26 protein-coding genes and 2 tRNA genes are annotated in these 23,710 nt (G+C 39.4%); 7 read left to right on the top strand and 21 right to left on the bottom strand.

The window, feature by feature from the left end; translation table 11 throughout:
• Positions 1-230 precede the first annotated feature (230 nt).
• From CS931_RS03285 to CS931_RS03270, 4 genes are read left to right on the top strand one after another with little or no spacing between them, the layout of a single operon-like run.
• Positions 231-1,766, top strand: a complete 1,536-nt coding sequence (locus tag CS931_RS03285; protein WP_099204321.1) for a DUF3794 domain-containing protein — start codon at positions 231-233, stop codon at positions 1,764-1,766.
• A 37-nt stretch (positions 1,767-1,803) separates the two neighbouring features.
• Positions 1,804-3,279, top strand: a complete 1,476-nt coding sequence (spoIVA, locus tag CS931_RS03280) for a stage IV sporulation protein A (protein WP_099204320.1) — start codon at positions 1,804-1,806, stop codon at positions 3,277-3,279.
• Positions 3,264-3,623, top strand: coding sequence for a hypothetical protein (locus CS931_RS03275; protein WP_143826223.1), 360 nt, complete (start codon positions 3,264-3,266; stop codon positions 3,621-3,623). Before spoIVA ends, CS931_RS03275 begins: the two co-directional genes overlap by 16 nt.
• The gene (locus CS931_RS03270; RefSeq protein WP_099204318.1) at positions 3,623-4,219 is read left to right on the top strand and encodes a zinc metalloprotease; all 597 of its coding nucleotides are present in this window, start codon (positions 3,623-3,625) and stop codon (positions 4,217-4,219) included. The genes CS931_RS03275 and CS931_RS03270 overlap by 1 nt, the downstream gene beginning before the upstream one ends.
• Positions 4,220-4,317: 98 nt before the next feature.
• On the opposite strand, the gene CS931_RS03265 is transcribed toward CS931_RS03270, so the two are convergent.
• From CS931_RS03265 to CS931_RS03240, 6 genes are all read right to left on the bottom strand, one after another.
• Positions 4,318-5,724 carry an alanine/glycine:cation symporter family protein gene (locus tag CS931_RS03265; RefSeq protein ID WP_099204317.1) on the bottom strand — a complete coding sequence of 469 codons (1,407 nt, stop codon included), beginning with the start codon at positions 5,722-5,724 and terminating at the stop codon, positions 4,318-4,320.
• Between the two features lie 157 nt (positions 5,725-5,881).
• Positions 5,882-7,624, bottom strand: a complete 1,743-nt coding sequence (ade, locus tag CS931_RS03260) for an adenine deaminase (RefSeq protein WP_370738176.1) — start codon at positions 7,622-7,624, stop codon at positions 5,882-5,884.
• Between the two features lie 238 nt (positions 7,625-7,862).
• Positions 7,863-8,090: a hypothetical protein gene (locus CS931_RS03255; protein WP_099204315.1), complete on the bottom strand. Its 228-nt coding sequence runs from the start codon at positions 8,088-8,090 to the stop codon at positions 7,863-7,865.
• A complete protein-coding gene (locus tag CS931_RS03250) occupies positions 8,087-9,253 on the bottom strand; it encodes a GerAB/ArcD/ProY family transporter (RefSeq protein ID WP_099204314.1) in 1,167 nt (388 codons plus the stop codon). The genes CS931_RS03255 and CS931_RS03250 overlap by 4 nt, the downstream gene beginning before the upstream one ends.
• On the bottom strand, positions 9,250-10,476 hold the full coding sequence (locus tag CS931_RS03245) for a Ger(x)C family spore germination protein (RefSeq protein WP_099204313.1): 1,227 nt from the start codon (positions 10,474-10,476) through the stop codon (positions 9,250-9,252). Before CS931_RS03245 ends, CS931_RS03250 begins: the two co-directional genes overlap by 4 nt.
• A gap of 38 nt (positions 10,477-10,514) precedes the next feature.
• On the bottom strand, positions 10,515-12,101 hold the full coding sequence (locus CS931_RS03240) for a spore germination protein (RefSeq protein ID WP_099204312.1): 1,587 nt from the start codon (positions 12,099-12,101) through the stop codon (positions 10,515-10,517).
• Positions 12,102-12,445: 344 nt separating this feature from the next.
• Between CS931_RS03240 and CS931_RS03235 the strand changes: the two genes are divergently transcribed.
• Both CS931_RS03235 and CS931_RS03230 read left to right on the top strand, forming a co-directional pair.
• On the top strand, positions 12,446-13,282 hold the full coding sequence (locus CS931_RS03235; protein WP_099204311.1) for a DegV family protein: 837 nt from the start codon (positions 12,446-12,448) through the stop codon (positions 13,280-13,282).
• A 106-nt stretch (positions 13,283-13,388) separates the two neighbouring features.
• Positions 13,389-13,829 (top strand): YaiI/YqxD family protein, encoded by a 441-nt coding sequence (locus CS931_RS03230; protein ID WP_099204310.1) that lies wholly within the window; start codon positions 13,389-13,391, stop codon positions 13,827-13,829.
• A gap of 103 nt (positions 13,830-13,932) precedes the next feature.
• Here the strand turns inward: CS931_RS03230 and CS931_RS03225 are convergent, their stop codons facing one another.
• From CS931_RS03225 to CS931_RS03180, 10 genes are all read right to left on the bottom strand, one after another.
• Entirely contained in the window at positions 13,933-14,781 is an 849-nt protein-coding gene (locus CS931_RS03225; protein WP_099204309.1) for a pyridoxamine kinase, read from the bottom strand.
• Positions 14,782-15,078: 297 nt separating this feature from the next.
• Entirely contained in the window at positions 15,079-15,759 is a 681-nt protein-coding gene (locus CS931_RS03220) for a YjjG family noncanonical pyrimidine nucleotidase (protein ID WP_099204308.1), read from the bottom strand.
• 18 nt (positions 15,760-15,777) lie between these two features.
• Entirely contained in the window at positions 15,778-16,161 is a 384-nt protein-coding gene (locus CS931_RS03215) for a hypothetical protein (protein ID WP_099204307.1), read from the bottom strand.
• Positions 16,091-16,897: a pseudouridine synthase gene (locus tag CS931_RS03210; RefSeq protein WP_099204306.1), complete on the bottom strand. Its 807-nt coding sequence runs from the start codon at positions 16,895-16,897 to the stop codon at positions 16,091-16,093. The genes CS931_RS03215 and CS931_RS03210 overlap by 71 nt, the downstream gene beginning before the upstream one ends.
• 151 nt (positions 16,898-17,048) lie before the next feature.
• On the bottom strand, positions 17,049-18,185 hold the full coding sequence (locus CS931_RS03205) for a D-alanyl-D-alanine carboxypeptidase family protein (protein ID WP_099204305.1): 1,137 nt from the start codon (positions 18,183-18,185) through the stop codon (positions 17,049-17,051).
• 71 nt (positions 18,186-18,256) lie between these two features.
• Positions 18,257-18,655, bottom strand: a complete 399-nt coding sequence (gene ytfJ / locus CS931_RS03200; protein WP_099204304.1) for a GerW family sporulation protein — start codon at positions 18,653-18,655, stop codon at positions 18,257-18,259.
• A 22-nt stretch (positions 18,656-18,677) separates the two neighbouring features.
• Positions 18,678-19,346 (bottom strand): hypothetical protein, encoded by a 669-nt coding sequence (locus CS931_RS03195; protein ID WP_099204303.1) that lies wholly within the window; start codon positions 19,344-19,346, stop codon positions 18,678-18,680.
• Between the two features lie 14 nt (positions 19,347-19,360).
• Entirely contained in the window at positions 19,361-19,912 is a 552-nt protein-coding gene (gene scpB / locus CS931_RS03190; RefSeq protein WP_099204302.1) for an SMC-Scp complex subunit ScpB, read from the bottom strand.
• On the bottom strand, positions 19,909-20,628 hold the full coding sequence (locus CS931_RS03185) for a segregation and condensation protein A (RefSeq protein ID WP_099204301.1): 720 nt from the start codon (positions 20,626-20,628) through the stop codon (positions 19,909-19,911). Before CS931_RS03185 ends, scpB begins: the two co-directional genes overlap by 4 nt.
• Positions 20,628-21,335 carry a site-2 protease family protein gene (locus CS931_RS03180; protein WP_242964885.1) on the bottom strand — a complete coding sequence of 236 codons (708 nt, stop codon included), beginning with the start codon at positions 21,333-21,335 and terminating at the stop codon, positions 20,628-20,630. The genes CS931_RS03185 and CS931_RS03180 overlap by 1 nt, the downstream gene beginning before the upstream one ends.
• A 166-nt stretch (positions 21,336-21,501) precedes the next feature.
• On the opposite strand from CS931_RS03180, the gene rpmB reads away from it, so the two are divergent.
• Entirely contained in the window at positions 21,502-21,690 is a 189-nt protein-coding gene (gene rpmB, locus CS931_RS03175; RefSeq protein ID WP_099204300.1) for a 50S ribosomal protein L28, read from the top strand.
• Between the two features lie 282 nt (positions 21,691-21,972).
• Here the strand turns inward: rpmB and CS931_RS03170 are convergent, their stop codons facing one another.
• From CS931_RS03170 to CS931_RS03155, 5 genes are all read right to left on the bottom strand, one after another.
• Positions 21,973-22,188 carry a hypothetical protein gene (locus tag CS931_RS03170; protein WP_099204299.1) on the bottom strand — a complete coding sequence of 72 codons (216 nt, stop codon included), beginning with the start codon at positions 22,186-22,188 and terminating at the stop codon, positions 21,973-21,975.
• A 175-nt stretch (positions 22,189-22,363) separates the two neighbouring features.
• Positions 22,364-22,492: a hypothetical protein gene (locus tag CS931_RS13035; protein WP_278277642.1), complete on the bottom strand. Its 129-nt coding sequence runs from the start codon at positions 22,490-22,492 to the stop codon at positions 22,364-22,366.
• Positions 22,493-22,752: 260 nt separating this feature from the next.
• A tRNA-Tyr gene (locus CS931_RS03165) sits at positions 22,753-22,837 on the bottom strand.
• 30 nt (positions 22,838-22,867) lie between these two features.
• Positions 22,868-22,943 (bottom strand) — tRNA-Thr (locus tag CS931_RS03160).
• 168 nt (positions 22,944-23,111) lie between these two features.
• Positions 23,112-23,615: an RrF2 family transcriptional regulator gene (locus CS931_RS03155; RefSeq protein WP_099204298.1), complete on the bottom strand. Its 504-nt coding sequence runs from the start codon at positions 23,613-23,615 to the stop codon at positions 23,112-23,114.
• Positions 23,616-23,710 lie beyond the last annotated feature (95 nt).

Here is a 23,710-nt window from a genome sequence, read left to right as displayed (position 1 = left end):
CTGAATAAACGCTATAAAACATAATTCCCGATGTTGATAAAAAGCTAGAATCATAGGGAAACCAAGGTAACCAAAGTGATTGTTCAGCAGTAAGGTACTTTGGGTTAAAATAGATTGATTGCATACTACAGCAAAAATGCTGCCAGAAATTAATTCTGGCAGCATTTTTTTGAATACTTTCCAATTTGGTGCATACATATTGGTAAGAACTAAAAAGGAGAGGATTCTATATGCAGGCCAAAACTAAGACCGAGCCTTATGATTACTTTGAACCCATTTTTGATGGCAACTTTGAAGTCCCGCTTGATACCGATTACAATCTTCCAGACTATTGTGCAGATGTGCAGCGAATTTTGAAGTGCAGAGCAGTGCCAGAAATCTCATCCTATGTGGTAGGAAACGAAAGCATTACTTGTGACGGAATCTGCGATATCCGAATTATGTATTTGGATTCTCGTGGTGAAGGAATCAAATGCTGTGACTTTGCAAAACCTTTTAGCGCCACAATTCCAAGTAAAAGTACCAGCGAACGCGCGGTTGCGTGTGTTAGACCTACTGTGCAGCATATGACTTGTCGAGCAGTCAGTGCCAGAAAAGTCGACTTACATATTACGTTGGGATTAAATGTTCTGGCTGTTGTGCAGAAAAAAGATTTTATCACTGTTGAGGTCAATGACGAAAACATTGAGAAAAGAACACAGACTCTCAATGCCTCTAAAGCAGTTAATGCAGTAGGTCATCAATTTACTTTTGAAGATTTCGTGCCGTTAAAGAGTGGTAAGCCACCCATTGAAAACATTTTGCGCCGCGATATTGCGGTTCGCCTAATGGATGTTGAAGCCAAAGATGACAGATTGAATGTCAGCGGTGCCGTAGATTTATCATTCCTCTATAACAGCTTTGTGGACGGTGTAACAGCTGAAAAAATGACGGCAAGCATTGATTTTGATCAGATGATTGATTGCACGGGTGCTGATGAAAACTGTATTTGTGACGTAAATATTATTTGCGGAGAAAGCAGTATCCAACCTAAAGAAGACACAGTAGGAGAAAATACTGGGGTGGATGTATTTGCCCGCTTGTTTGTGGTCGGTTTTGTGTATAAGCCTTACGAGGTAGATGTCATTGACGATGCTTATTCTGTCAATCGTCCGGCTGAGCTTCATTATGCGCAGAACAACTTTATGCAAATTTACGGCACGAATGAAGAAACGCTGAAAAACAAATGTCTCTTAACCGTTAGCGGAGAAGAAATTCAAAAGATTATTGATATTTGGACAGAAGCCGCTGAAACAAATTCTTACTGCGATAAGGGCAAGATGAATCATCGTGTCAAATATAATATTTGTATGCTTTATGCCAATACACAAGACCGAATTATGTACACTGAAAAAGGATTTGATTTCAACCATAATTCTGATTTGAGTGATGAACGAATCAAGAAAAGCGACAGCAAATCTCGTACAGAAATATGGGAATATCGTATTCTTGATAAAAGCACGGTAGAAGTAGCCGTTGAAACAGCCGTTAATTCACTGTTATATTCTCGATTTGCCAGCAAACAGCTTGTTTCTGCTGAAATTGATGAAGAAGCAGAGCTACCTGCAGCGGATTCAAAACTTCTTGTATATTATGCCTATGAGGGTGAAGAGCTTTGGGATATTGCCAAAGAACATCGTGCCTTGATTTCTGATATTCGTGCCCAGAATAACATCAGTGACGAGAAGGTAAATAAATCAGGCCCTATCATTATTTGTAATCGCTAGGCACGACGCCATTAAAAGTGTGAAAGGAAAGAAATTTATGGAAGAATTTAACGTCTATAAAGACATAGAAAAACGAACCAACGGCGAAATTTACATTGGTGTAGTAGGGCCTGTTAGAAGCGGAAAATCAACCTTTATCAAGAAATTTATGGATACAGTCGTGATTCCAAACATTCCGGATGGTTCTCAGCGTGATAGAGCGATTGACGAACTGCCGCAGTCTTCCTCTGGGAGAACCATTATGACGACAGAGCCAAAGTTTATCCCGGAAAATGCTGTTTCAGTAAAACTGGACGGCGAAGCTGAATTTAAAGTTCGCATGATTGACTGTGTAGGCTATATTGTCCCAAGTTCGCTTGGCTATATTGAAGAAGACCAGCCTCGCATGGTAAAAACACCGTGGTTTGAAGAAGATATTCCTTTTGATATGGCGGCCGAAATTGGTACAAAAAAAGTCATTACAGAGCATTCGACTATTGGATTGGTCATCACAACAGACGGCAGTATCAGCGAAATTCCGCGTGAAGAATATGAAGAAGCGGAAGAGAGAGTCACCAAAGAGCTGGATGCCACAGGGCGGCCTTATGTCATGCTCTTAAACTGCGTTGAACCAGGAACCAAAGAAGCAAAGGCATTGGCAAACAATCTTTCTCAAAAATACGAGGTTCCGGTTATTCCCATTAACTGCCTTGATGTTAGCGAAGAAGATGTAAAAGGTATTATTGGTAATCTTCTCTATGAATTCCCCGTTCGAGAAGTTGAGCTCAAATTGCCCGGTTGGGTAACTTCTTTGGATAGTTCTCATTGGCTGTTCTCTTCTGTTCTGGAAAGTGTCAGGAGTTCTTATGACATCACCAAGATGAGAGAAGTTAAACCAATGCTTGAGTCACTCAAAAAATGTGATTATATCAAAAGCATCGCAGTAGAAAATATTAACTTAGGCAATGGTAAAAGCATAGCCGATGTAGGGGTAGACCATAACCTGTTCTACAAAATTTTGAGTGAGCAGACGAACCTTGAGATTGCCAGCGAGTCTGAAATACTTGAAAAGTTGATTGAAATGGCAGCAGTAAAGAAGAAATTCCAAAAGCTTGAACAGGCTTATGAAGATGTAATGAATACCGGATATGGCATTGTCCTGCCGGAAACAGAAGAACTATCCTTAGAGGAGCCAGAGATCATCAAGCAAAATGGTAAGTACGGTATTCGTCTAAAAGCAACAGCACCGTCTATTCATATGATGCGAACTGAAATTAACACAGAAATTGCGCCTATTGTGGGCTCTGAGCAGCAGTCAGAAGAACTGGTGATGTACTTGCTGAAAGAGTTTGAAGAGAATCCAACTGAAATTTGGGATTCTAATATCTTTGGCAAGTCGCTTCATTCATTGGTTAATGAAGGCATGCACAATAAGCTTTACAGAATGCCAGACAGCGCGCGTGATAAAGTTCGTGAAACTTTAGAAAGGGTAATCAATGAAGGCTGCAGTGGTCTGATTTGTATCATTTTATAATGTTAAACAAAGACGATTTGGCTGAAATTGATTCTTTTGGTGAAGAATCAGAAGAAAGCCTTGAGGAAAAATACGACGGTTGGGATGAAGATGAGGAAGACACTGAAAAAAAATATAGCTTTGTGCCGATTATGCAAATCACTGCCTGCGCCTTTATTGTGCTTACCCTTCTTTATTTTAAGTTTTTTGATACAGGGCGATATACACAGGTGGTAGAGTGGTATCAAACGGAAGCCAGTCAAGAAATAGAGCTGCCGGCATTTGAAAAAAATGAATCAAAACCCGAATCCACTCCTGAAAGTTCCGTTCCTGAAAATAATAATCAGGTTTTGGAGAAAATTTAATGTTTGAATTACATATACGTCATTGCAGAGTTAAAATCCATTTTTCGATTTTTGTATTGCTTGCTTTTTTGAGTTTATTTGCCGGGATTAAACATGGTGTCTTTTTGATGATATCTGTTTTGCTTCATGAATTTGCCCACTTGGGCATGATGTTTCATCTAAAAAAAGCACCAAGTTTGATTGTGGTGTCAGGTTTGGGTTTGCGCATTCAGCTTCCGTTTGGCAGCAATCTTGCCTATAAAGATAACATCAAGATATCGCTGGCAGGGCCACTCATGAATTTATTGATAGGGGGGATTTCGCTTCTATTTCAGCAGCAGGAATGGGCATTTATCAGTTTTGCGCTAGGAATCGTGCATCTGCTCCCTATCGAGCCATTGGACGGAGGATTGGCACTGAGAGCTTTCTTCTCATTACAGTGTGGGGCAGAGAAAGCACGAAAAATCACCTTCGTAATATCACTTTTATTCCTCTTTCCGATGTTGGTGTTTGGTTTTATAATGCTGCTGCAAAGCCGTAATAATTTTTCTTTACTTGCACTCAGTGTTTATCTAATGATTTATTTAGTCGTAAAAAAGGATTTGTTCATGGCCTAACACATCTTTCTCAACTGTCTTTAGGAATTGGGTTAAACTAAAAGAACCTGCTTATAGAAAGCAGGTTCTTTGTTATGGCTATAATAAAGCAAAAAAGCTTATTTTTTTTTACTTGATTTCTTAAATTTTAGAAATGAATGAAAAGAAGTTGTGTTTGGACGAATGGTTTTGGGGTCATCAAAGAAATCTTTAGTGAGTTTAACAATGGTAGCACTAAGGGCAACTAAAGCAATTAAGTTTGGAATTGCCATAAGCCCGTTGAACAAATCAGCCAGTTCCCAAACTAATTTGATTTCAGATACGCAGCCCACAAATACCAAAAGAACAAATACAGCTTGATAGATTCGTACGGCTTTCTTCCCAGCAATATATTCAAGTGCTTTTTCTGCATAGTAATACCAAGCAATGATAGTAGCAAAGGCAAAGAGGACAAGCCCGATAGAAACAACATATTCACCGCCAGGAATAGCATTGCCGAAAGCGGCTAAAGACATGGCAGAGCTGTTCATGTCGCTGTTGGTCCATAGACCACTAGTGAGAATGACAAGTGCAGTGACGGTGCACATAACAATGGTGTCAAAAAACACTTCGAAAGCGCCCCAGCAGCCTTGTCGGGCTGGATGATCAGTTTTGGCACAAGCATGCGCAATGGGAGCACTGCCCAAACCAGCCTCATTGGTGAACACGCCACGAGCAACGCCGATACGAGCAGCATACATCATGGTAGAACCGGCAAAGCCTCCTATCGCTGCTGTTCCGGTAAAAGCATCTTTAAAAATCATGCCAAAGGCAGCAGGGATTTTCTCTGCATTGATGACCAGCACGACAACAGCGGCAAGAATATACATAATGGCCATAAACGGAACCAGTCTTTCAGCAATCGCTGAAATGCGCTGAATTCCGCCGATAATCACCAAAGCGACCAGTAGTGCCAAAACGATGCCCGTCACAAAAGTTGGGATTGAAAAAGCTGATTCTAAACCGCCTGAAACCGCATTTGCCTGCACCATATTACCAACACCAAAAGAAGCGATAACGGCAAAGATACAAAAAGCAACCGCAGATTTTTTCCATCCTAGACCTTTGCTTATGTAGTACATGGGGCCTCCGACAAATTGTCCTTGTTCGTTTTTCTCACGATAGGCAACAGCCAAAGTGGTTTCACAGAATTTGGTAACCATTCCCAAAATAGCACAGACCCACATCCAAAAAATAGCGCCCGGACCGCCGACACTAATGGCAAGGGCAATTCCAACGATATTACCTGTTCCAACAGTCGCTGCCAATGCGGTGCAAACTGCCTGAAAAGGGGTAATCGTGCCTTCAGAATCGTCTTGTTGGGGTTTGAAAATGGTTTTAAGTGTGTTGCCCATAACAGTGCCAAAGCGTGTGAAAATAACGCCTTTGGTACGAACTGTTAATAGGATGCCGGTGCCAAGCATGAGCACAAGCATGGGAATTCCCCAAATAATGTTGTTGTTTAGCCAAGTGATTAGGTTGACCATATAATTCCTCCTCGGTTAAAATGAACTAAAATATTAGTATAGCATAAGTGCAGCAAAAAGTAAAAAGATTGTGGGATTATCAGTTGAATTTATAACAATATTCATTTAGCTTTATGAAATAGGCAAAAAACAGATCATTACTATGGCAATTTCAGATTCAATCAGCTTCAATCGGAATGAACTTGAATTGAGTAACATCAAAAAGACCGCTGTCAGTCAATTTAAGTTCAGGGATAACAGGCAAAGACATGAAACAAAGTGTCATAATGGGTTCAACATCTCGATTCACGCCCAGTACACGATGAGCAGCTTCATGAATGGCCTGCAATTTGCGGTCAACCCATTCACCACTTTGGTTGCTCATTAGTCCGGCAATGGGCAGAGGCATACTTTCCAGAATTTTGCCGTCTTTTACGAGAATAACACCACCCTCTTGCAGCGCAAGCTGCTCTACAGCAAAAGCCATATCCTCGTCATTTACACCCGTAGTAATGACATTGTGTGAATCATGGGCAATTGAGATGGCAATTGCCCCGTGTTTAATACCATATCCACTCAGTAAGCCCGCAGAAGCATAACCGGTATCATGATGACGTTCGATGACAACTATCTTGACCAAATCTTGCTCCGGCTGATAAACAAATTCATCTTGTTCGTTGCGGTGTACGTCGACTATTTTTTTTCGAGTGACCACGCCGCCAGAAAGAATTTCAATGGCATGAGCTTTTTCAGCATGAATGGTGAGTGCCAATTTTTCTTTGCTAAAATCACCGATATGCAGAGCTCCTTGCACCGATGAAATAGAATGACGCTCAAAAGAGGGCAAATAAGCACCGTTTTCAGCAGTAAGTTTTCCGGCAATCCAAACTTGTTGGGTATGAAATTGCTGTAAGTCGTCAAATAAGACGATATCAGCACGTAGCCCGGGAGCAATGGCACCTCGATCGGCAAGTCCATAGCATTCAGCAGCGTTTAGACTAGCCATTTGAATAGCAGTGATACCCGATAATCCTTCTTCTACACAAATTCTAAGATGATTTTCTAAATGCCCTAATTCCATAATTGTTTTAGGTTGACAATCATCTGTACAAAGCAAACAGCGTCGGCTATTGGCAGAGGTAACTCCCTTTAGCAGCTTTCGTAAGTCGTGGCACGCTGAGCCTTCTCGCATAAGGGCATACATACCTCGAGCAATTTTACTGAGCATTTCTTCTTTGGCGGAACATTCATGGTCAGTGTGAATGCCGGCAGCAACATAAGCGTTTAAGTCGTTTTTAACAATGGCAGGAGAGTGGCCGTCTATAGGGATGCCATGATTTTTGGCAGCGATGAGCTTGTCCACGACGGCATCATCAGCGTGAATAACACCGGGAAAATCCATAAATTCACCGAGACCAAGAAAGTTCCCGCTGGAAAGAGGAGCGTTCATTGCTTTGGCATCAATCACAGCACCGGCATGCTCAAATGGTGTGGCCGGTACACAAGAGGGCAACATCCACTTGATAGCAAGCTTGGTTTTTTTGCCGGCATCAATCATATATTCCAATCCCGTAATTCCATGCACATTTGCAATTTCATGCGCGTCGGCAATAATGGTAGTTGTACCATGAGGAATTACCATACGTCCAAATTCTTCAGGGCTGACATAGGAAGATTCTATATGGACATGGCTGTCAATTAATCCCGGAGAAGCATATTTGCCTTGGGCGTCCCATTCTTTGGTGCCGTTATACTCTCCGATGCCAGCAATGAGATCATCATAAATAGCAATATCGCCTTCTATAATCGTAGCGTTATAGACATCAACAATCTTACAATTTTTTATGACTGTGTCGGCCGGCACTCTTCCGGCTGATACATCAATTAATCTTTTTAACTTTTCTTTTTCCAATAGGAACACCTCACAATATATTTAAGAATAAACAATTTTTACAGAAAGTGCAGTTAGCCACCTATAAAAAGGAGCTACTGCACTTTTGTTTTGCCATCATCAAAAGAATTTATGGTCTATTATACTGTATTTGCAGAAAAAAATAAAGTGAAAATAAATAAGCATTAGAATTTTGGCATTATCCCTAAAAAGACAGAATAGAGATGCCCATAAGCAAATCTATTCTGTCTTTTGGAAAACCAGATAATTAAGAAACTTTGAAAGCGAGATGCAAAACATTTTGATAGAAATTTTGTATCGCTTTGATAGGACTTGGGATAGTGACATCCAGAGACATGAGTATGCCGATTAGTAGAATGAATAAAAAGAAAACAATATAAAGAGCTAGATTGCGCCATTGTTTATTCTTTATGACAGGAGGAAGGTCGTAGGCAGCAATTCCTGTAAAAACAGCTAAAATGATAAACAGGTTCATGCGTTTACCTCTTTTTTCTTGCTGACAATCTTTCTGAAAATAGCCGCTACCAATGTTATAGCAGGCAATAAGAGTTCAAAAGTTAAGGAAAAGAAAGGCGCAACCGTAGCACCCCAATGGCTATTTTCGATAGGAGATTCAAAAACAATCAGAGAATAAAAAAAGGTCAATGCGGTAGTCAGTAGTAAAAAAGGTGGCTGATTTTGGTGTTTCTTTTTTTCTCGGGGTGAGTTTTCATAAGCGAGTTCAGGTACAATGGGAGATTCTTTGGAAAAAATCTGAGTCATAGCCAGAACAGAAACATAGATTAAAATACTTACCCTAACAACAAACAAAATCACAAGGAGAATGGCATAAATACTTTCTAAACGAGTAAAAATATCTGCAAGGCTAACATTGCGGATAGATTCAAAAGTAGGAAGGGTTACAACAGTAACCAAAGGTCCTAAAGTAAGAATGTTGCGAATCATAACCACAACAGAAGAAAAAGTGGAGATAAGCATGCCAAAGAAAAGAGATTTGCCGACTTTTTTACCGTTTTTTAACATGGGTGTAAGCATGGTGAAAACTAATACTTCTCCCATTACTACAGCCCCGATAGAAACTGTACCTTGCACATATTTTTCAGGTTCTAATTGCAACAGCGGAAAAATAAATTCAAAATGAGTGTCTTTGGCAATTAAAACCGAATTTATAATCATAGCAATTAAAGTGACAAAAGCAATGAGTGTGGATAAATGCATGATGTTTTTTACCCCTTTTTTCAAAGAGTAAAAACAGGCGCCTAAAAAAAATAGGACAATGATAGCTACAGGGGTTTCAGGGAGCATATAGCTAAGAACAAAATGCCCCAAATCATGGGTATTGAGTGCGGCAAGAGATAAAAAAAAGAATAGATAAAACAAAGAAATCAAGTTTCCGACAATTTTTCCGAAAACAGCTTGGTTAATTTCAATCAAATTTTTATTAGGGTAATTTTTCATCAGAGCAACATAAACACCCAAGGGTAATAGGGAGAATATAAAGCCCGTAATAGACATAATCCAAGAATCTTGACGGGTAATGCTAATAATGAACCCAGAGCGCAAGACAATGGCATGCATAAAGCAAATAATTGAAAACATAAATTGATTAGGAGAAATACTATCTCTTTCTAATTTCATGAGTAACCTCCAGGAAGAATAGGTTTGGTTAATCCTCCTGAAGCATGTACATGCGTGTCAATTTCAACATCCACACCAACTTCAGAGAATTTCACATCCCACTGGTCTTTCATTTCTTTCCATATTTTTGGATATTTGATATAAATTGCTTCGCCAAATTTAAAAATATCAGCAGAAAGCAGATGTGCTTTTTTTACAGCGGCATCAATACTGGCACGAGTTGTTTCAGCCAATAGTTCTTCTAACATTTTTATGTTTTCTAAGGTAGTCATATCTTCTCTGGTTTCATTGCTTTGCAAGATAACATTTTCTTTAATTTGGACTTTCATTCGTATGTTGCCATCTTCAGCCAATACAGGAACTAATTTGGTTTTTGTAGACAATGTTTCTAAAACAACTTGCCCAGCGGGAGTTTCAAGCGTATTCACACCGGCGCTGGATTGGTTTAGCACAAATAGTAATCCCTTTGTTTCTTTTTGGTCAAGTTCGCCTATCATCTTTCCATCTTGAAAAACAGCAGTACCGTCGAGCCTGAGCAATTTATTTCCATCGTCTTCTTCAAAAATTTCTATTATAGGTGCTATGGGAGCAGCTGATTCACTTAAAGTGGCAATAAGAAAATCACGAAGAGTGACAATAACCGTCTCAGAATTATATTTTTGATTCTTAATCATACCGGAAATGTAAAGTGCAGGTAGTTTTTCTAGTTCATTGTTTTGGTCTAATATCTCGGCAGCTTTACCTCTTGAAATCATCATTTGAACATCCATACGTGTCTCATAATCACGAGTAAAGGGGTCCATAGGGTCGAGTATATTAGTTTTGGCAAGTTCATCGCTGAAAATAAGAATTTCATTGTGTGCAAAATAAAGTTTGCGGCTTTGCGAGTGTGTCATAGCTCGTACAGAGGGAAGCATACTATTAGCCGATTGCGTAATATTGACATAAGCTTGCCCGCCACCAGAGCTGCTTTCACCACCGGAATTAGAACCAATTTCGGTAGGTTTCACCACTTGCGCAGTCAAAGAAAGCTCTTCTGGATTATCAGTTGCATCCAATGCTGTGCCGATAACAATAGATAAAGAAGAGATATCGCGTTGGCTCCAACAGGAAGAAAGGCATAAAACAAGTGAGAAAGAAAGTAAAAATAGTTTCATATATCGATTCTTCGTTCCTGTTTGGTAAAAACGCTTGATACGATAGGAACAAGCTAGCTTTTTCAAGTTTAGATTCTCCTTTGCTAAATGATGAGTAACAAAAATTATTTTGAAGGGGGAGAAGCCTGCCTGACAACGTCTTGTGGTTTTAGTGATTGTGGACGTTTTGTCATGTCATCTAAAGGCACTCGCACAAAACTATCTTTTATTCCTGCATTTTGGAAAGGTGCCAAAGGGGCAAGATAGGGAGAACCAAAGGAACGAATGGAAACAAGATGGACGAGCAAGATAAATCCACCTAAAGTAATGCCGTAAGTTCCCATTACGCTTGCCATAATCAGCAAAAACCACCTTGTGAGTGAAACAGCGTCTGCTGCAAAAGGAACGGCAAAGCTAGAAACCGCGGTGATGGCAATAACAATCACAACAGGAGCACCCACTAAACCTGCTCGGACGGCAGCTTCACCCATAACTAAAGCACCAACAATACTGATGGTTTGACCAACAGGTCGAGGCATACGAATACCGGCTTCTTGCAAGATTTCAAAAATCATCATCATCAGCGCCATTTCTACCACAACAGGAAAAGGAACACCTTCGCTAGATGCTGCCATGGTAAAAAGTAGCGTTGTCGGAATTAATTCCTGCTGATAAGTGCTGAGAGCGATGTATAAAGCAGGCATAAACACACTAATCATGAAGGCGATTAAACGAAGAATTCGCATGGCCGTTGAATACGGGCTTCGCTTGATATAATCCTCAGCACTTTGAAAGTTTTCAATAAATAGCATGGGCATAGACATTACAAAAGGCGCCCCGTCAACAGCAATGGCAACGCGCCCTTCTAATAGTTTCCCTGCCACAGCATCAGGTTTTTCACTAAACCAAATGGTGGGGAAGACACTGACAGGAGCATCTTCAATATAAGGTTCTAGGTAGCTCGTGGCTAATACGGCATCAATGTCAATTTGGCTCATTCGAGATTCAACTTCATGCACTAAATCTGGGTTGGCAAGCCCTTCAATATAAATCAGATTCACTAGTGTTTGTGTTCGTTTACCAATAGTAGAGGCCTTAATTTTGAGAGAAGGGTCTTTGATTTTTCTGCGAATCATAGAAGTGTTTGTTCGTATGTTTTCTGTAAAACCTTCTCTGGGTCCACGAACAGAGGTTTCGCTTGTGGGCTCAGTTACAGCTCTTTGCTGCCAACCTTTCACGCTGATTTCTAAACCTTTATCAAAACCTTCCGCCAGTAAGATGGCGTTCCCTGATATACATCCCAAGGCAATATCATTAAAAGTCTGAACAGCTTTAGCTTCGCCAGAGACCAATAGCTTTTCTTTCACTTCTTCTAAGCTGGCGATATCAGATACGCCCTTTTTATGAGAAGACTGGCTGTCATGCATAAGAGGCTTAATAATGCCGTCATTAATCATCTGCATGTTTACCATGCCGTCTATAAAAAATAAAGCAGCTTTGATTTCTGTATCTTGGTGTTTTCCAAAACTAAATTCTCGAAGAACAAGGTCAGCACTATTGACAAGCACGGATTGCACAGATTGGATATTTCTGCTCAAAGATTTTGAGAGAATGTTTGGATTTTTATGGGTGTCAACTGCTCTTTCTTCTGTTTCTATTTCTTTTTCTTGTTTTTTCTTTATTACATGTATAATTTGAGAAATAAACCGCATTTTGATGATCCTTTCGTCGGATTCTCCTGATAGCTATCACTATATAATTAATATATTGTCTTATAATTGGCTGGTGTACTAACAATTATTCATGACATTCATTAAATTACAGGTATTGTTTCAATAATTGGTTTAAAAACCTTACAAAAAAGAAAGCGTTCATATTTTAAGTGTTGAAATAAACGCTTAATGCCGATATAATAAATTAACATCCTTCTTTTTTTGGAAGAGACAATGAGTATTATGACAGTAGTGGAAGATAATAGAAAAAGATTGATTTCAAATCACTGTTTCCCATTAGGTTACTTATTGCATAAAAGGAAAATATAGAAAAGGAGAATTTTATGAATTATAAAATTATCGTGGATAGCTGCTGTGATTTAACAAAGAAACTAAAAGAAAAATTAGGTGCAATAGCGATTCCGCTTACTTTGAGACTAGGAGAAAAAGAATTTGTAGACGACGAAAAGCTTGATTTGCCTGATTTTATGCAGCAAATGAGCGAATATACACATAAAGTAGCTTCGGCGGCTCCCTCACCTGGAAGTTATGCAGATGCTTATAGTGCAGATGATTCCAATTCTTTTGCCATTACCATATCAAAAGAATTATCAGGTTCTTATGCCAGTGCAGAAGCAGCTAAATCCTATACCAAAGAATCTAGTAATCAAGATATCCATGTTTTTGATTCTAAGAGTGCTTCTGCAGGTGAAACTCTTGTGGCGATTAAACTAAAAGAATATATCCAAAAAGACTTTAAAAAAGATGAAATTATCGAAAAGACAAATGAATTTATCGATAAGATGAAAACTTATTTTGTTCTTGAGAACTATGATAATCTGCAAAAAAATGGGCGTTTAGGCAAAATAGCGGGTACATTGGTGAGTTTGTTAGGGCTACGCTTGGTTATGGGATCAGACGGAAATGGAAAAATTCGTCTATATGACAAAGCAAGAGGAGAAAACCAAATTCTTCAAAAGTTGCTATCCTTAATTAAAAATAGTCAAAAAGAAACGACGGGTGAAACGCTGGTAATTTCGCATTGCAATAATGAAGACCTTGCCAAAAAGCTTGCGGCCCAAATACGCCGCCAGTTCAATTTTAAGAATATTCATGTTGTGCCAACGGGGGGCGTAAGCTCGATGTATGCCGACAATAAAGGAATTGTTATGGCCTTTTAAAAAAACATAATGAATTAATCGCTAGGGCTTGTTTCTGAAATCAGTCTCCCATAAAAGCTGATTGTAGAAACAAGCCCTAGTAAATGGCAAGAGTAAAGGGAGAGAGATGAAAATATTAATTGATGCTGACGGATGTCCTGTGGTAGACATTACCGTGGAAGTTGCAGGGAGATATAAGACAGAGTGTCTAATTTTATGTGACACTTCACACGTGTTTGAAAAGAAAGGAGCCACTACCCTAACTTTTTCAAAGGGAGCAGATAGTGTAGATTTTGCGTTGGTAAACCGAGTGTCAACAGGTGATATTGTAATAACACAAGACTATGGATTGGCGGCCATGTGTCTGTCAAGAAGAGCCATCGTAATCAATCAAGACGGCATGGAATATACGGCGGATAATATTGATGCTTTGCTGCTTGCTCGGCACACGGCTAGAAAAATCCGAAACGCAGGTGGCAAATTAAAGGGACTTTCCAAGAGAACAAGCGACCAAGATAAGCGTTTTGAAGAAAAGCTCTTTCAGCTATTGACTGTGGCAGTATTATAATTGCAGCAATATTTAAGCAATACTAAATCAAATAAAAAAGCACCTATCTTGCAAATTATTTCTTGCAAGATAGGCGCTTTTTTATTTGATTTGGATTTTAAAATTAGGATAAATGCAATTGCTTGATGTAGTCAGGCAGACCGGCCTCAAAGTTGACACCAAAGCGGATGTCGGTTCCCGCTTCTTTGGTGCGTCGAATGCTTTGTGCCGTATAATCAACAGCGATACGAATAGAATCAGCAAGTTCATGTCCATTCAAGATAGCACCGACGAGTGCGCTGCCGAAAACATCACCTGTACCATGAAAATAGCCGGCAACTCGGTCTGAAAATGCATAATCAAATTTATCGAGTTCAGCGTCATAGCTGGCGGCTCCTAGCTGCAATTCATCAAAATAGACGCCGGTGAGAATAACTTTTTGAGGCCCAAGAGCGGCAAGTCGGCGCAAAAGAGCTTCAATATATTCTTTGGTGTAAGGTCCCGCATTGTAAGGCTCTTCTAATAAAAGGCAAGCTTCTGTGATATTAGGGACAATGACATCTGCTTTTTCACAAAGCTTTTTCATCGCAGAAGGAAATTTTTCAGAAAAAAGAGAATAAAGAACGCCATTATCAGCCATAACCGGATCAACCACAATCAAGTTGTCTTTTGTCTTGAATTTATCGAAGACTTCGCTGACAATATTAATTTGTTCAAAAGAACCAAGAAAACCGGTGTAAATAGAATCAAAATGAATATCTAATGACTGCCAGTGATTGGCAATTGGCAGAATATCATCGGTCAAATCTCTGTAAGTATAACCTTCAAAGCCTCCTGTATGGGTGGAGAGAACGGCTGTGGGTACAGCACTAACTTCTATGCCTGCTGCCGAAATGATAGGTAAGGCAACGGTTAAAGAACATTTTCCAAAACAAGAGATATCATGGATAGCGGCGACTCTTTTCTGCTTCATATCAATATCATCCTTCCTAGACCAGTGTTTTTGGGTGGTTTGTATTTCACCTACATACTGTTTCCAACAGGCTTTCTTTTGCCAATAAGTTTATTAACAAAAGAAAATATATCCTGTACTAGCAGTTTATCAAGATAGAATATCCTATCATATCTGTAGGCAAAATATGATATTATATTCTACTGCTCGAAGAGGGAAATGTCAATAAGCAAAAGTGATTTCTTTATTTTAAAATCCAATCTATATTCTGATTAGCAGAATGATAGATTGGATTTGAGTTGATATATAAAAGAAAATTTAAAGAAGAATAGCTAAAATTTCTTCATAAGTTGCTGCTTCAAAGGTGGGGGAAAAAGACAAAAGATTCTCTAGTTTGTTTGGGTTATACCAGATGCTGTCAATACCATAATTAGCTGCACCAGCCATATCAGAAGAAAGAGAGTCACCGATTAAAATGCAGTTTTGCTTGTCAGCGTTTATGTAAGAAAAAGCAAATTCAAAGAAGCGCTTGTCTGGTTTAGCGGCATCCATTTCTTCGGAAACGAATATTCGGGTGCTGAAACGGTCAAGCCCACTAATAGCAAGACGTTTACGCTGAGAAGTGACATTGCCGTTGGTGGCAAAATAAATAGTATGTGTTTTGCTAAGTTTTTCAACTAGTTCGAAAGCACCCGGAAAAAGTTTAGCCTGTTTGGCCAGTTCAGAAAAGATAGCTTCCGAAAGAATAGCAGGATTAACTGTCAGATTGTGCTTAGCAACCCATTCTTCAAATCGACCAAGATAGAGTTCTGGTTTTGTGCAAAGTCCCTTTTCAAATTTTTTCCACCAGCCATTATTAATAGCATAATAGGAAGAAAAAAGTTCTTCATTAATAGCTAGATTCAAGTTATGGCACATAGCAAAAAAGGCCTCATGAATATCGTGGTTAAAATCGAGAAGAGTTTCATCTAAATCGAACAGTATTACAGAATAGGCCATAGCATATTCCTCCGAGGATTATTTGTATTTTACAAGAGTACCGATAGCGGTATAAGTATGCGTTTCATCGGCTGAAAAGCCGCGTGCTTTCATAAAATCAAAAAAGTCAGGAAAGCTTGTCTGTATAGCTTGAGCACCAAAATTTTCTCCGTAAGAAGCAGATGAACGAATGAGAGAATCCAGGATAAAGCTTTGCTCTGGATTGGGTTTTTGAACGAAGTCATACTCTAAAGCATTTAGCTTTAAGATAATAAGAGTAGAATGTTCTAACTCCACAGCAGAAAACCCTAAAAGCTCTTCTTTATCTTGCATGGCAAGAAGAATAGCAGAATTAGGAATGTCGTTTTTTGCTCGGATATCGTCTGCCTTTTGTTTGTCTTTTAGGGGAAGAATGGTTATCATCAGCGTTCTTTTCTCCTTTTTTGACTTCTGCCGCTAAAATTCGCATTTCTTCTTTGGTAAGTTCGCGATAGCTACCTTGTTGGAGCATGCCAAGCCGTACAGGGCCGACAGTAATTCTTTTTAAGCGAGCAACTTCTAAACCAATAGCTTCACACATTTTGCGAATTTCACGGTTACGTCCTTCGTGCAGAACGATTTCAAGCACCACACGGCCGGGTTCTTCCTGCAAAACCTTAACTTTTGCCGGCAAAGTCATTTGATTATCAATCATAATACCGGTAGCAATTTTGTTGAGCTGGTCCTCATTGATAGAGGGGCGTACCGTGACACGATAAGTTTTGGGTATATGGTTAGCAGGGTGCATGATTTTGTTGGCAAAATCACCATCGTTGGTCATCAGCAGCAAGCCTTCAGAATCCTTGTCAAGCCGCCCCACAGGATAAATTCGCCCTGGTAAATTTTCTACAAGCGATGCTACACATTTTCTGCCTTTTTCATCTTGCATTGTTGTGACAAAGCCACGGGGCTTGTGCAAAGCAAGATAGACTTTTTCTTTAACCGCCTGAATCGCTTCGCCATCAACCGTAATCACATCTTTTTTGGTCACCTTGTCGCCAATTTCAGCAAGCTTGCCGTTAACCCTGACTCTTTTCGTAATAATAAGTTCTTCTGATTTTCTTCTGGATGCTACGCCGCATTCGGCAAGCACTTTTTGCAGTCTAATTTGTTCTGCCATGTTTTGTGACCATTCCTCTTGTTTTATTTTCCTGATTGAGAATTTATCAATTACTCTCAATCCTAATTATTTGCATCAAAATTTTTGAAGTGTAATTATAATATAGGGCAAGTAGAGCTTCTCTTATGGCTTATATTGAATGCATGGTGCCTTATCCAAACCATTTTTGCCACAAGGTTTGTTTTTCAGCATATGCAACCGAAGTATCGGCTAAGATAGGAACACTGGCCACTTTCTGTTCACCTTTATAATATTCAATCGACCCAACTTGATCGCCTGCTTCAACAGGTGCATATACAAATTTGGGTAAGCAAATCACTTTGTTGAGAGTAGATGTGCTGTCTTTGGGAAGTGCAGTAGCTAAAGTACCACCTGACACCCACAGTATTTCATCGGTTCCTCCGATAACTGGAATTTGCGTGCGAAAGGTCGTCTCATCAAAGCTGACAGGCTCCACTTGTGAAAAGCCATAATCAAACAGAGAACTATGGTCGTTCCAATCATTAGGAGCATTCAAGGTTACCGCAATGAGCATGACACCGTCTTTTTTAGCAGCAGAAACTAAACAGCGACCTGATTTTTTGGTATACCCTGTTTTAATGCCAAGACAGTTATCATACATCTTTAGCAACTTATTGTGGTTCTGATATCGAATTGTTTGCTGTGGTTCAGCAAAGTTTACTTTTAGGGCAGAGGAGGAAACAATACTGAAAAAGGTGGCATTGTTCATCGCTTCTGCCCCTAAAAGAGCCATGTCATAAGCAGTTGTATAATGCTGTTCGTCGTCAAGCCCCGATGGGGTGACAAAATGGGTATTCTTCATGCCGATAGTGGCGGCGCGGTCGTTCATCAAATTGGCAAAGTTCTCTTTGGTCTTGCCGATAAAGAGAGCCAGTGAATTGGCTGCGTCATTGCCAGAAGACATCATCATCCCTCCAGCAATATCAAGAACAGAGAGTTGATACCCTGCACGAAGACCCATAGAGGAGCCCTCAACGGCCACCATCTCTTCTGTAATCGTCACAATCGGGTTTTGATTGGCTTCAGCATATTCCACAGCCAGTAAAGCCGTCATGATTTTGGTGGTACTCGCCATAGGAAGCTGTTTATCGGCACTTTGTTCAAACAGTACAGAACCAGATGTAGGCTCAAAAAGTAAAGCCGCCTGTGCTGAAACAGTAGGCTTTGCAAGAGCTGTGTCTGGTTGCTCCGCATGAGCCGTCAGCGAAACAGAAATAAGAAAGACAAAAAAAGCTATTAAGCTAATCCATTTTTTAAATCGATACAATCAAATCACCTACCCAAAACAATATATGAAGAGGGTAAGTGATAATATGCGAAACAAAAAGTCAGCAAAATTTAATTTTCAGGCTGTTCATCTTCTTTTGGCTTTTTAATGAGTGCAGTAAGTTTGTCCACCAAATCAGGTACTTTCTCAATGGCGCGGTCTAGCGAGCTGAAATACGGCTCAACTTGCAAAACCTTAACATTACCGTCTGTGATGGCTAAAAACGCAACAGGGCTAACGGTAATGCCCGCTCCGGTGCCGCCAAGAAAGAGTCCTTCAGGCTGGGGATTCTTTGTGGGTAAGTCTGAACCGCCGCCAGCAAAACCATAACTGACTTTAGATACAGGAATAATCGTAGTTTTGCCGTCAGGTGTAGTAATAGGGTCTCCTATTACGGTACTGGCATCAACCATGCCTTTAATTTTTTCCATGCTGGTGTTTAATAAATCATTAACTTGATGGTTACTCATATCATCACAAACCTTTCTAAGTTCAATTGGTAGATTGAATCGTCTTTTTCTTTGTAGGTTTATTTTTTCTGCTGCTGCCATTAAAGCGGCGAATCAATGGCAGCGATTTGATAAGCAGTCTGGCCGCTTCCAAAATCAAGAAGATGGCCCGAATTGAAACAGAAGCAGAAAAACTGCCGACGCTTTCTTCTGCTGTGTAATCGCAAGTGACAGAAGCTGACTTATGCTTACATTTTTTTGCGTTGAAGAGAGCGGCATAAGCCCCAGTAACAACGGCCGCCGTTTTACCGTAGAGCAAAGCGGTTTCATGGGCATCATCAGCGGATACGCAGATTTGCAAGTGGAAGCGCTTGATTTTTACATGGGAAAAGATTTTTTTGGCTGCATGAACAAGCAGATTAGTCAGTTCAGAAAGAAAAGATAAGATACCTGAAATACCTTCTCGCTTAAAGAATAGTTTCACTTTGTCAAGTAGAGAAGGTTGTGGCTTTTTGTTGTTTTCTTCTTCGGACGTTTTTGTCGTATCCTCTTTATTCTCATCTTCACCCTCATCTGTTAGGTTAAAGCGAAAGAATAGAAATTGGGCTGTCGCATGCAGCGTGTTGTCAAAAGAGAGATGTAAATAGATGGGAATAAAAAGAGCGGATAGAAGGATGAGAAGAATAATACCGATAATTATGAGAGCAGTCATCTCATCGCACCTTTCTAAAAAGCAAGCTGATCAGCATCGTCTGATTTTACCTTTGCACTGTTTGTTGGAGCAGGTAAATCTTCCAAGGAGGAAATGCCAAGACTCATCAAAAAATGATCTGTTGTGCCGTATAAAAGAGGGCGACCCGGCAACTCTAATCGTCCGCGTTCCTCTAAAAGTCCTTTTTGCATTAAGCTGCCGACAACGCCTGAACAATCCACTCCGCGCACTTGTTCAACAAAAGCCTTGGTAACAGGCTGGTTATAGGCAACTACAGCCAAAACCTCAAGAGCCGCCTGTGAAAGCGGAGCATTACGCTTTAATGCAAGTGTCTCCCGAACCGGTTCAATATATGCAGGGTTGGTGGTCATCTGCACTTTGTTTTCAACCAATACAATGTGAATGCCACTGCTAGATAAGTTATATTTTTTCTTGAGAGAGTCAATAGCGGTGTGAATAGCGGGTAGCGACAAGTCAAGCGCCTGTGCAATTTTATCTTCTGCAAGTGGTTCACCGGCTGCAAACAAAATAGCTTCTAAAGCACCTGAGAGTTCTTGATGATTCAATTTTGTTTACCTCCGTTTGAGAGTTTAATGATAGGTTTGTCATCTGCACCTTCAATATAAATTCGATTTCCTTTAATAAGCTCTAATATGGCCAAAAAAGCGGCCACGCGTTCAGATTTCTCTTTTTTCTCTGCAAAAATTTCACGAAAGCTAAGAATAGGGTTCTTCCAAAGTTTGCGCAGAACCGATACGACCTGAGAAGTAACAGAAACAATTTTTTGAGAAACAATGCCCGAAAAAGATTCAGGCTTTGGCGGCAATAGACTTTTGCCCTTACCAATCGCCATCCATAAAGCAGATAGAAGCTCTTGTGGGGTATGGTGACCTTGAAATAAAGTATCGACAGGCAGTTTCATGGGTTCTCTCATGACGAAATCATAAGAAAACATCTCTCCAAGGTTTTCTGCTGCTTGCTTGCATTGCTGATATTCAATCAATTGACCAGTGAGCTCCATTTTTAGTTCTTCTGCTTCTTCCTGCTTAGGCAAAAGCGAAACTGTTTTAATGTGAACCAGGCGAGCCGCCATTTCAAGAAATTCACTGGCGATATCTAAGTTTTCGCTTTGCAGCAGATCAATTTGTTCCATATACTGTGCAAGAAGCTCCGTGATAGGAATATCATAGATGTTAATCTTATTTTTAGTAATCAGCGTGAGAAGCAGGTCAAGCGGCCCCTGAAACTCTCCGATTGTATATTGCAAATTCTGTGTCGTCATCAGAGTTTTCCCAATAGGCTAAAAGGAGCAGCTGCCAAATTTAAAATTAAGCGAGTTAAGAAAGTCTGTGCAACGCCGAGAGGACCCGAAAAAGCACCTGTAATCATGAGAAAGAAAAGCGCCATCATAATCATGTTTTGGTAGCGTTGAAAAGAATACATTATGCGATTGGGCAAAAAAGCTGCCAAAATTTTTGAGCCGTCAAGAGGGGGAATGGGCAGCAGATTAAAGACAGCAAGTGAAATGTTGACAGAGATATAAAACCAAATAAAACTCATGACAAAGCTCATGATAGTGCCGTTTAAAATATTAGCCGGCATGAAAGCAAGTAATGCACAGTAAATAAGAGCGCCAACAAAACCAGCGATAACATTGGAAAGCGGACCTGCTAAAGCAGTTATCGCCATATCACGTTTTGGTTTTTTAAAATAGCGCGGATCAACTGGAACAGGTTTTGCCCAGCCAAATCCAAAGAACATAAGCCAAAAAGCACCCTGTATATCCAAACTGGCCAGAGGGTTCAGTGTGAGACGACCATCTAGCTTAGCTGTAGGGTCACCCAGTTTATAGGCTGTCCAGCCGTGCGCATACTCGTGCAGAGGAAGAATTAAAAAAATAATAAATAGAACAGAAAGAATATAAGCAATCAATTGAGAAATATCTACATGTCCGCCAGAAAAGACGGTTCTTAAAGCATTTATCAGCACATTTTCACACTCCTTTTGCTCAATATTATAATATACTTTAAAGAAAAAGACAATTAATTTAAAGTAAAAGAAATAACTTTGAAAAAAAACTTGCTTTTTCTGAATAGATTTGATATAATTTTGTCTGTTGTAATCGAGGAACTTTCAGAGTTAAGGAGGTGCAGATATGGCAAAATGTGATATTTGCGGTAAAGGTGTTTCTTTTGGAATACAGGTTTCTCACTCGCATAAACGCTCTAACAGAATGTGGAAGCCCAACATCAAACGTGTTAAGGCTGTGGTGGACGGTACCCCGAAGCGTGTATACGCCTGCACTCGCTGCTTGAGATCCGGTAAGGTGACAAGAGCGGTTTGATGAAATCGAATATTAATATTCAAGATTCAAGAATATAGGAGCCGTCAGGCTCTTTTTTCTTGCCCAAATTTAAGAATCTGCTCAAAAAACAGGTAGTAAACCTTTGATTTAAATCAATAGGGAAGAGATATTCTATTACTTTATGACAATTATAAGCCTTTTTTAAAGAAAATGAATGTTGTATTAGAAGAAAGTTTTGTAAATGGCGGGCTGCTTATAATGGCACCGGAAGAATAGGAATAATATAGAACAGCTCTCACGGTTAGGTGAGAGCTATTTAAATTAAGAAGCGTTGACAAGTCGTAGTTTGCGAAACTCACTGATACTTTCTAAATCTTTATACAATCCGTCATCGTCAATCTGTCCAATATGTAATAGAGCGGGGTTTAATGTTCCGCCGTCAAACTGCGAGGGAACAATATACAACTCAAGCCATCCATTTTTTGGTCCTTGTGCTAATTTTTTTTCTAACTCTTCTTTATCAATGACAATTTTCATTTTTAACATCCTTTCTATAATTTTTCCCCTCTTCAACAGTTTATCTGTATTGTACCAATAATCATTATTATTTTACAGCGAAATATGTCGAACTAAACTTGAAATGTGACTTATTTGGGAAAGCGAGTAACAAAAAAAGAGCCTCGTACAAAACGAGGCAGAAAACGTGAGAGGGTTATTGTTCTACATCAATACAGCCATCAGGAAATTCGGGAGAACAAACTGTTTCTTCAGTACTTTTAATCAGAGTTTCCTTTTCAAATTCTTTTGATTCCTCTGCATCTTTAAAATGACCATTCATCATGACAGTGCCTCCTAATTGAATTTTAATACTTGCTCCTGCAAAGATTAAGTATCAAAATTATAACACGAAAAACATGTAGAATTTAATAGAAAAAGGGACGAGATTTTAATAAAATAATAGGAGTTACAAATTTTTTATGGACAAAGAAAAAGTAGAAGAATATATCCTTATGATAACTCAGACTAAAAAAAGATATTATCAAAGCACAAAAAAGAAGCAAATAAAAACTGCTTAAGTTTAACACTTAAGCAGTTTTTATTTGGTGGGAGAGGACGGATTCGAACCATCGAAGCGAAACGCAACAGATTTACAGTCTGCCCCCTTTGGCCACTCGGGAACTCTCCCAAATATGAGCCTTGTAAAAACAAGGCTTTTTGGAGCTGGTGAACGGACTTGAACCCCTGACCTGCTGATTACAAATCAGCTGCTCTACCAACTGAGCTACACCAGCGTCTTAACGCTAGATTATTATATCGCAAGCAAAGCAAGATGTCAACAATTAAATTAAAAAAATAGAGAAAAAAGAGCGAATTAGTGATTTAACCAAAAACATTCAACATATCTTGTCAAATCATTCCAATAAAATACCGTCTGCAAAAGAACACAGACGGTTGTCTTGTTAAAATGAAGTTAAAAAGTCAGTCAGAGTATAATCCTTAAGGATAGACACCATTGAAATCTGTACACGTTCCATGACGTTATGTACTTGACAATAACCGGTTGCTTGTCGGCTGCAAAAGCCATCTGCTGCCAGACATCGATTGATACAAATATCACCCTCCATAATTCGAATGACATCATATAGAGTGATCTCTGAAGGATTTTTTTGGATTCGATAACCACCTTGTGGGCCACGTTCGGATTCTAAAATATTGGCAGATTTTAATTGACGAATAATTTTCATCGTATAAGGATAGGTGATGCCCGCATGCTCAGCTAATTCAGAAGCCTGCGTAAGCGCATTATTTTGTGCGGCTAAATAACATAAAATACGAATCGCATAATCAGTTGTAATTTGAAATTGTAACAGTTGTAACCGCTCCTTTTGCGTATTCAGTAATGAATTATAATTAGTAATATAGAGATTAATTATATCTTTATTTGTAAAAATTGTCAATTGCATTTTTAGTTGATAAAGTTTTAAAAGGATAGCAAATTAAAAGGAGAGATAGAATTCTATCCCTCCTTTTATAATAAAACATTGTATTGGCAAAGAAA

Origin of the sequence: Scatolibacter rhodanostii, from assembly GCF_900197595.1 — a bacterium.
GTDB classification, from domain to species: domain Bacteria; phylum Bacillota; class Clostridia; order Oscillospirales; family Acutalibacteraceae; genus Scatolibacter; species Scatolibacter rhodanostii.
The sequence above is the reverse complement of the archived record's forward strand: the minus strand, read 5'-3'. Positions and strand labels throughout refer to the sequence as shown.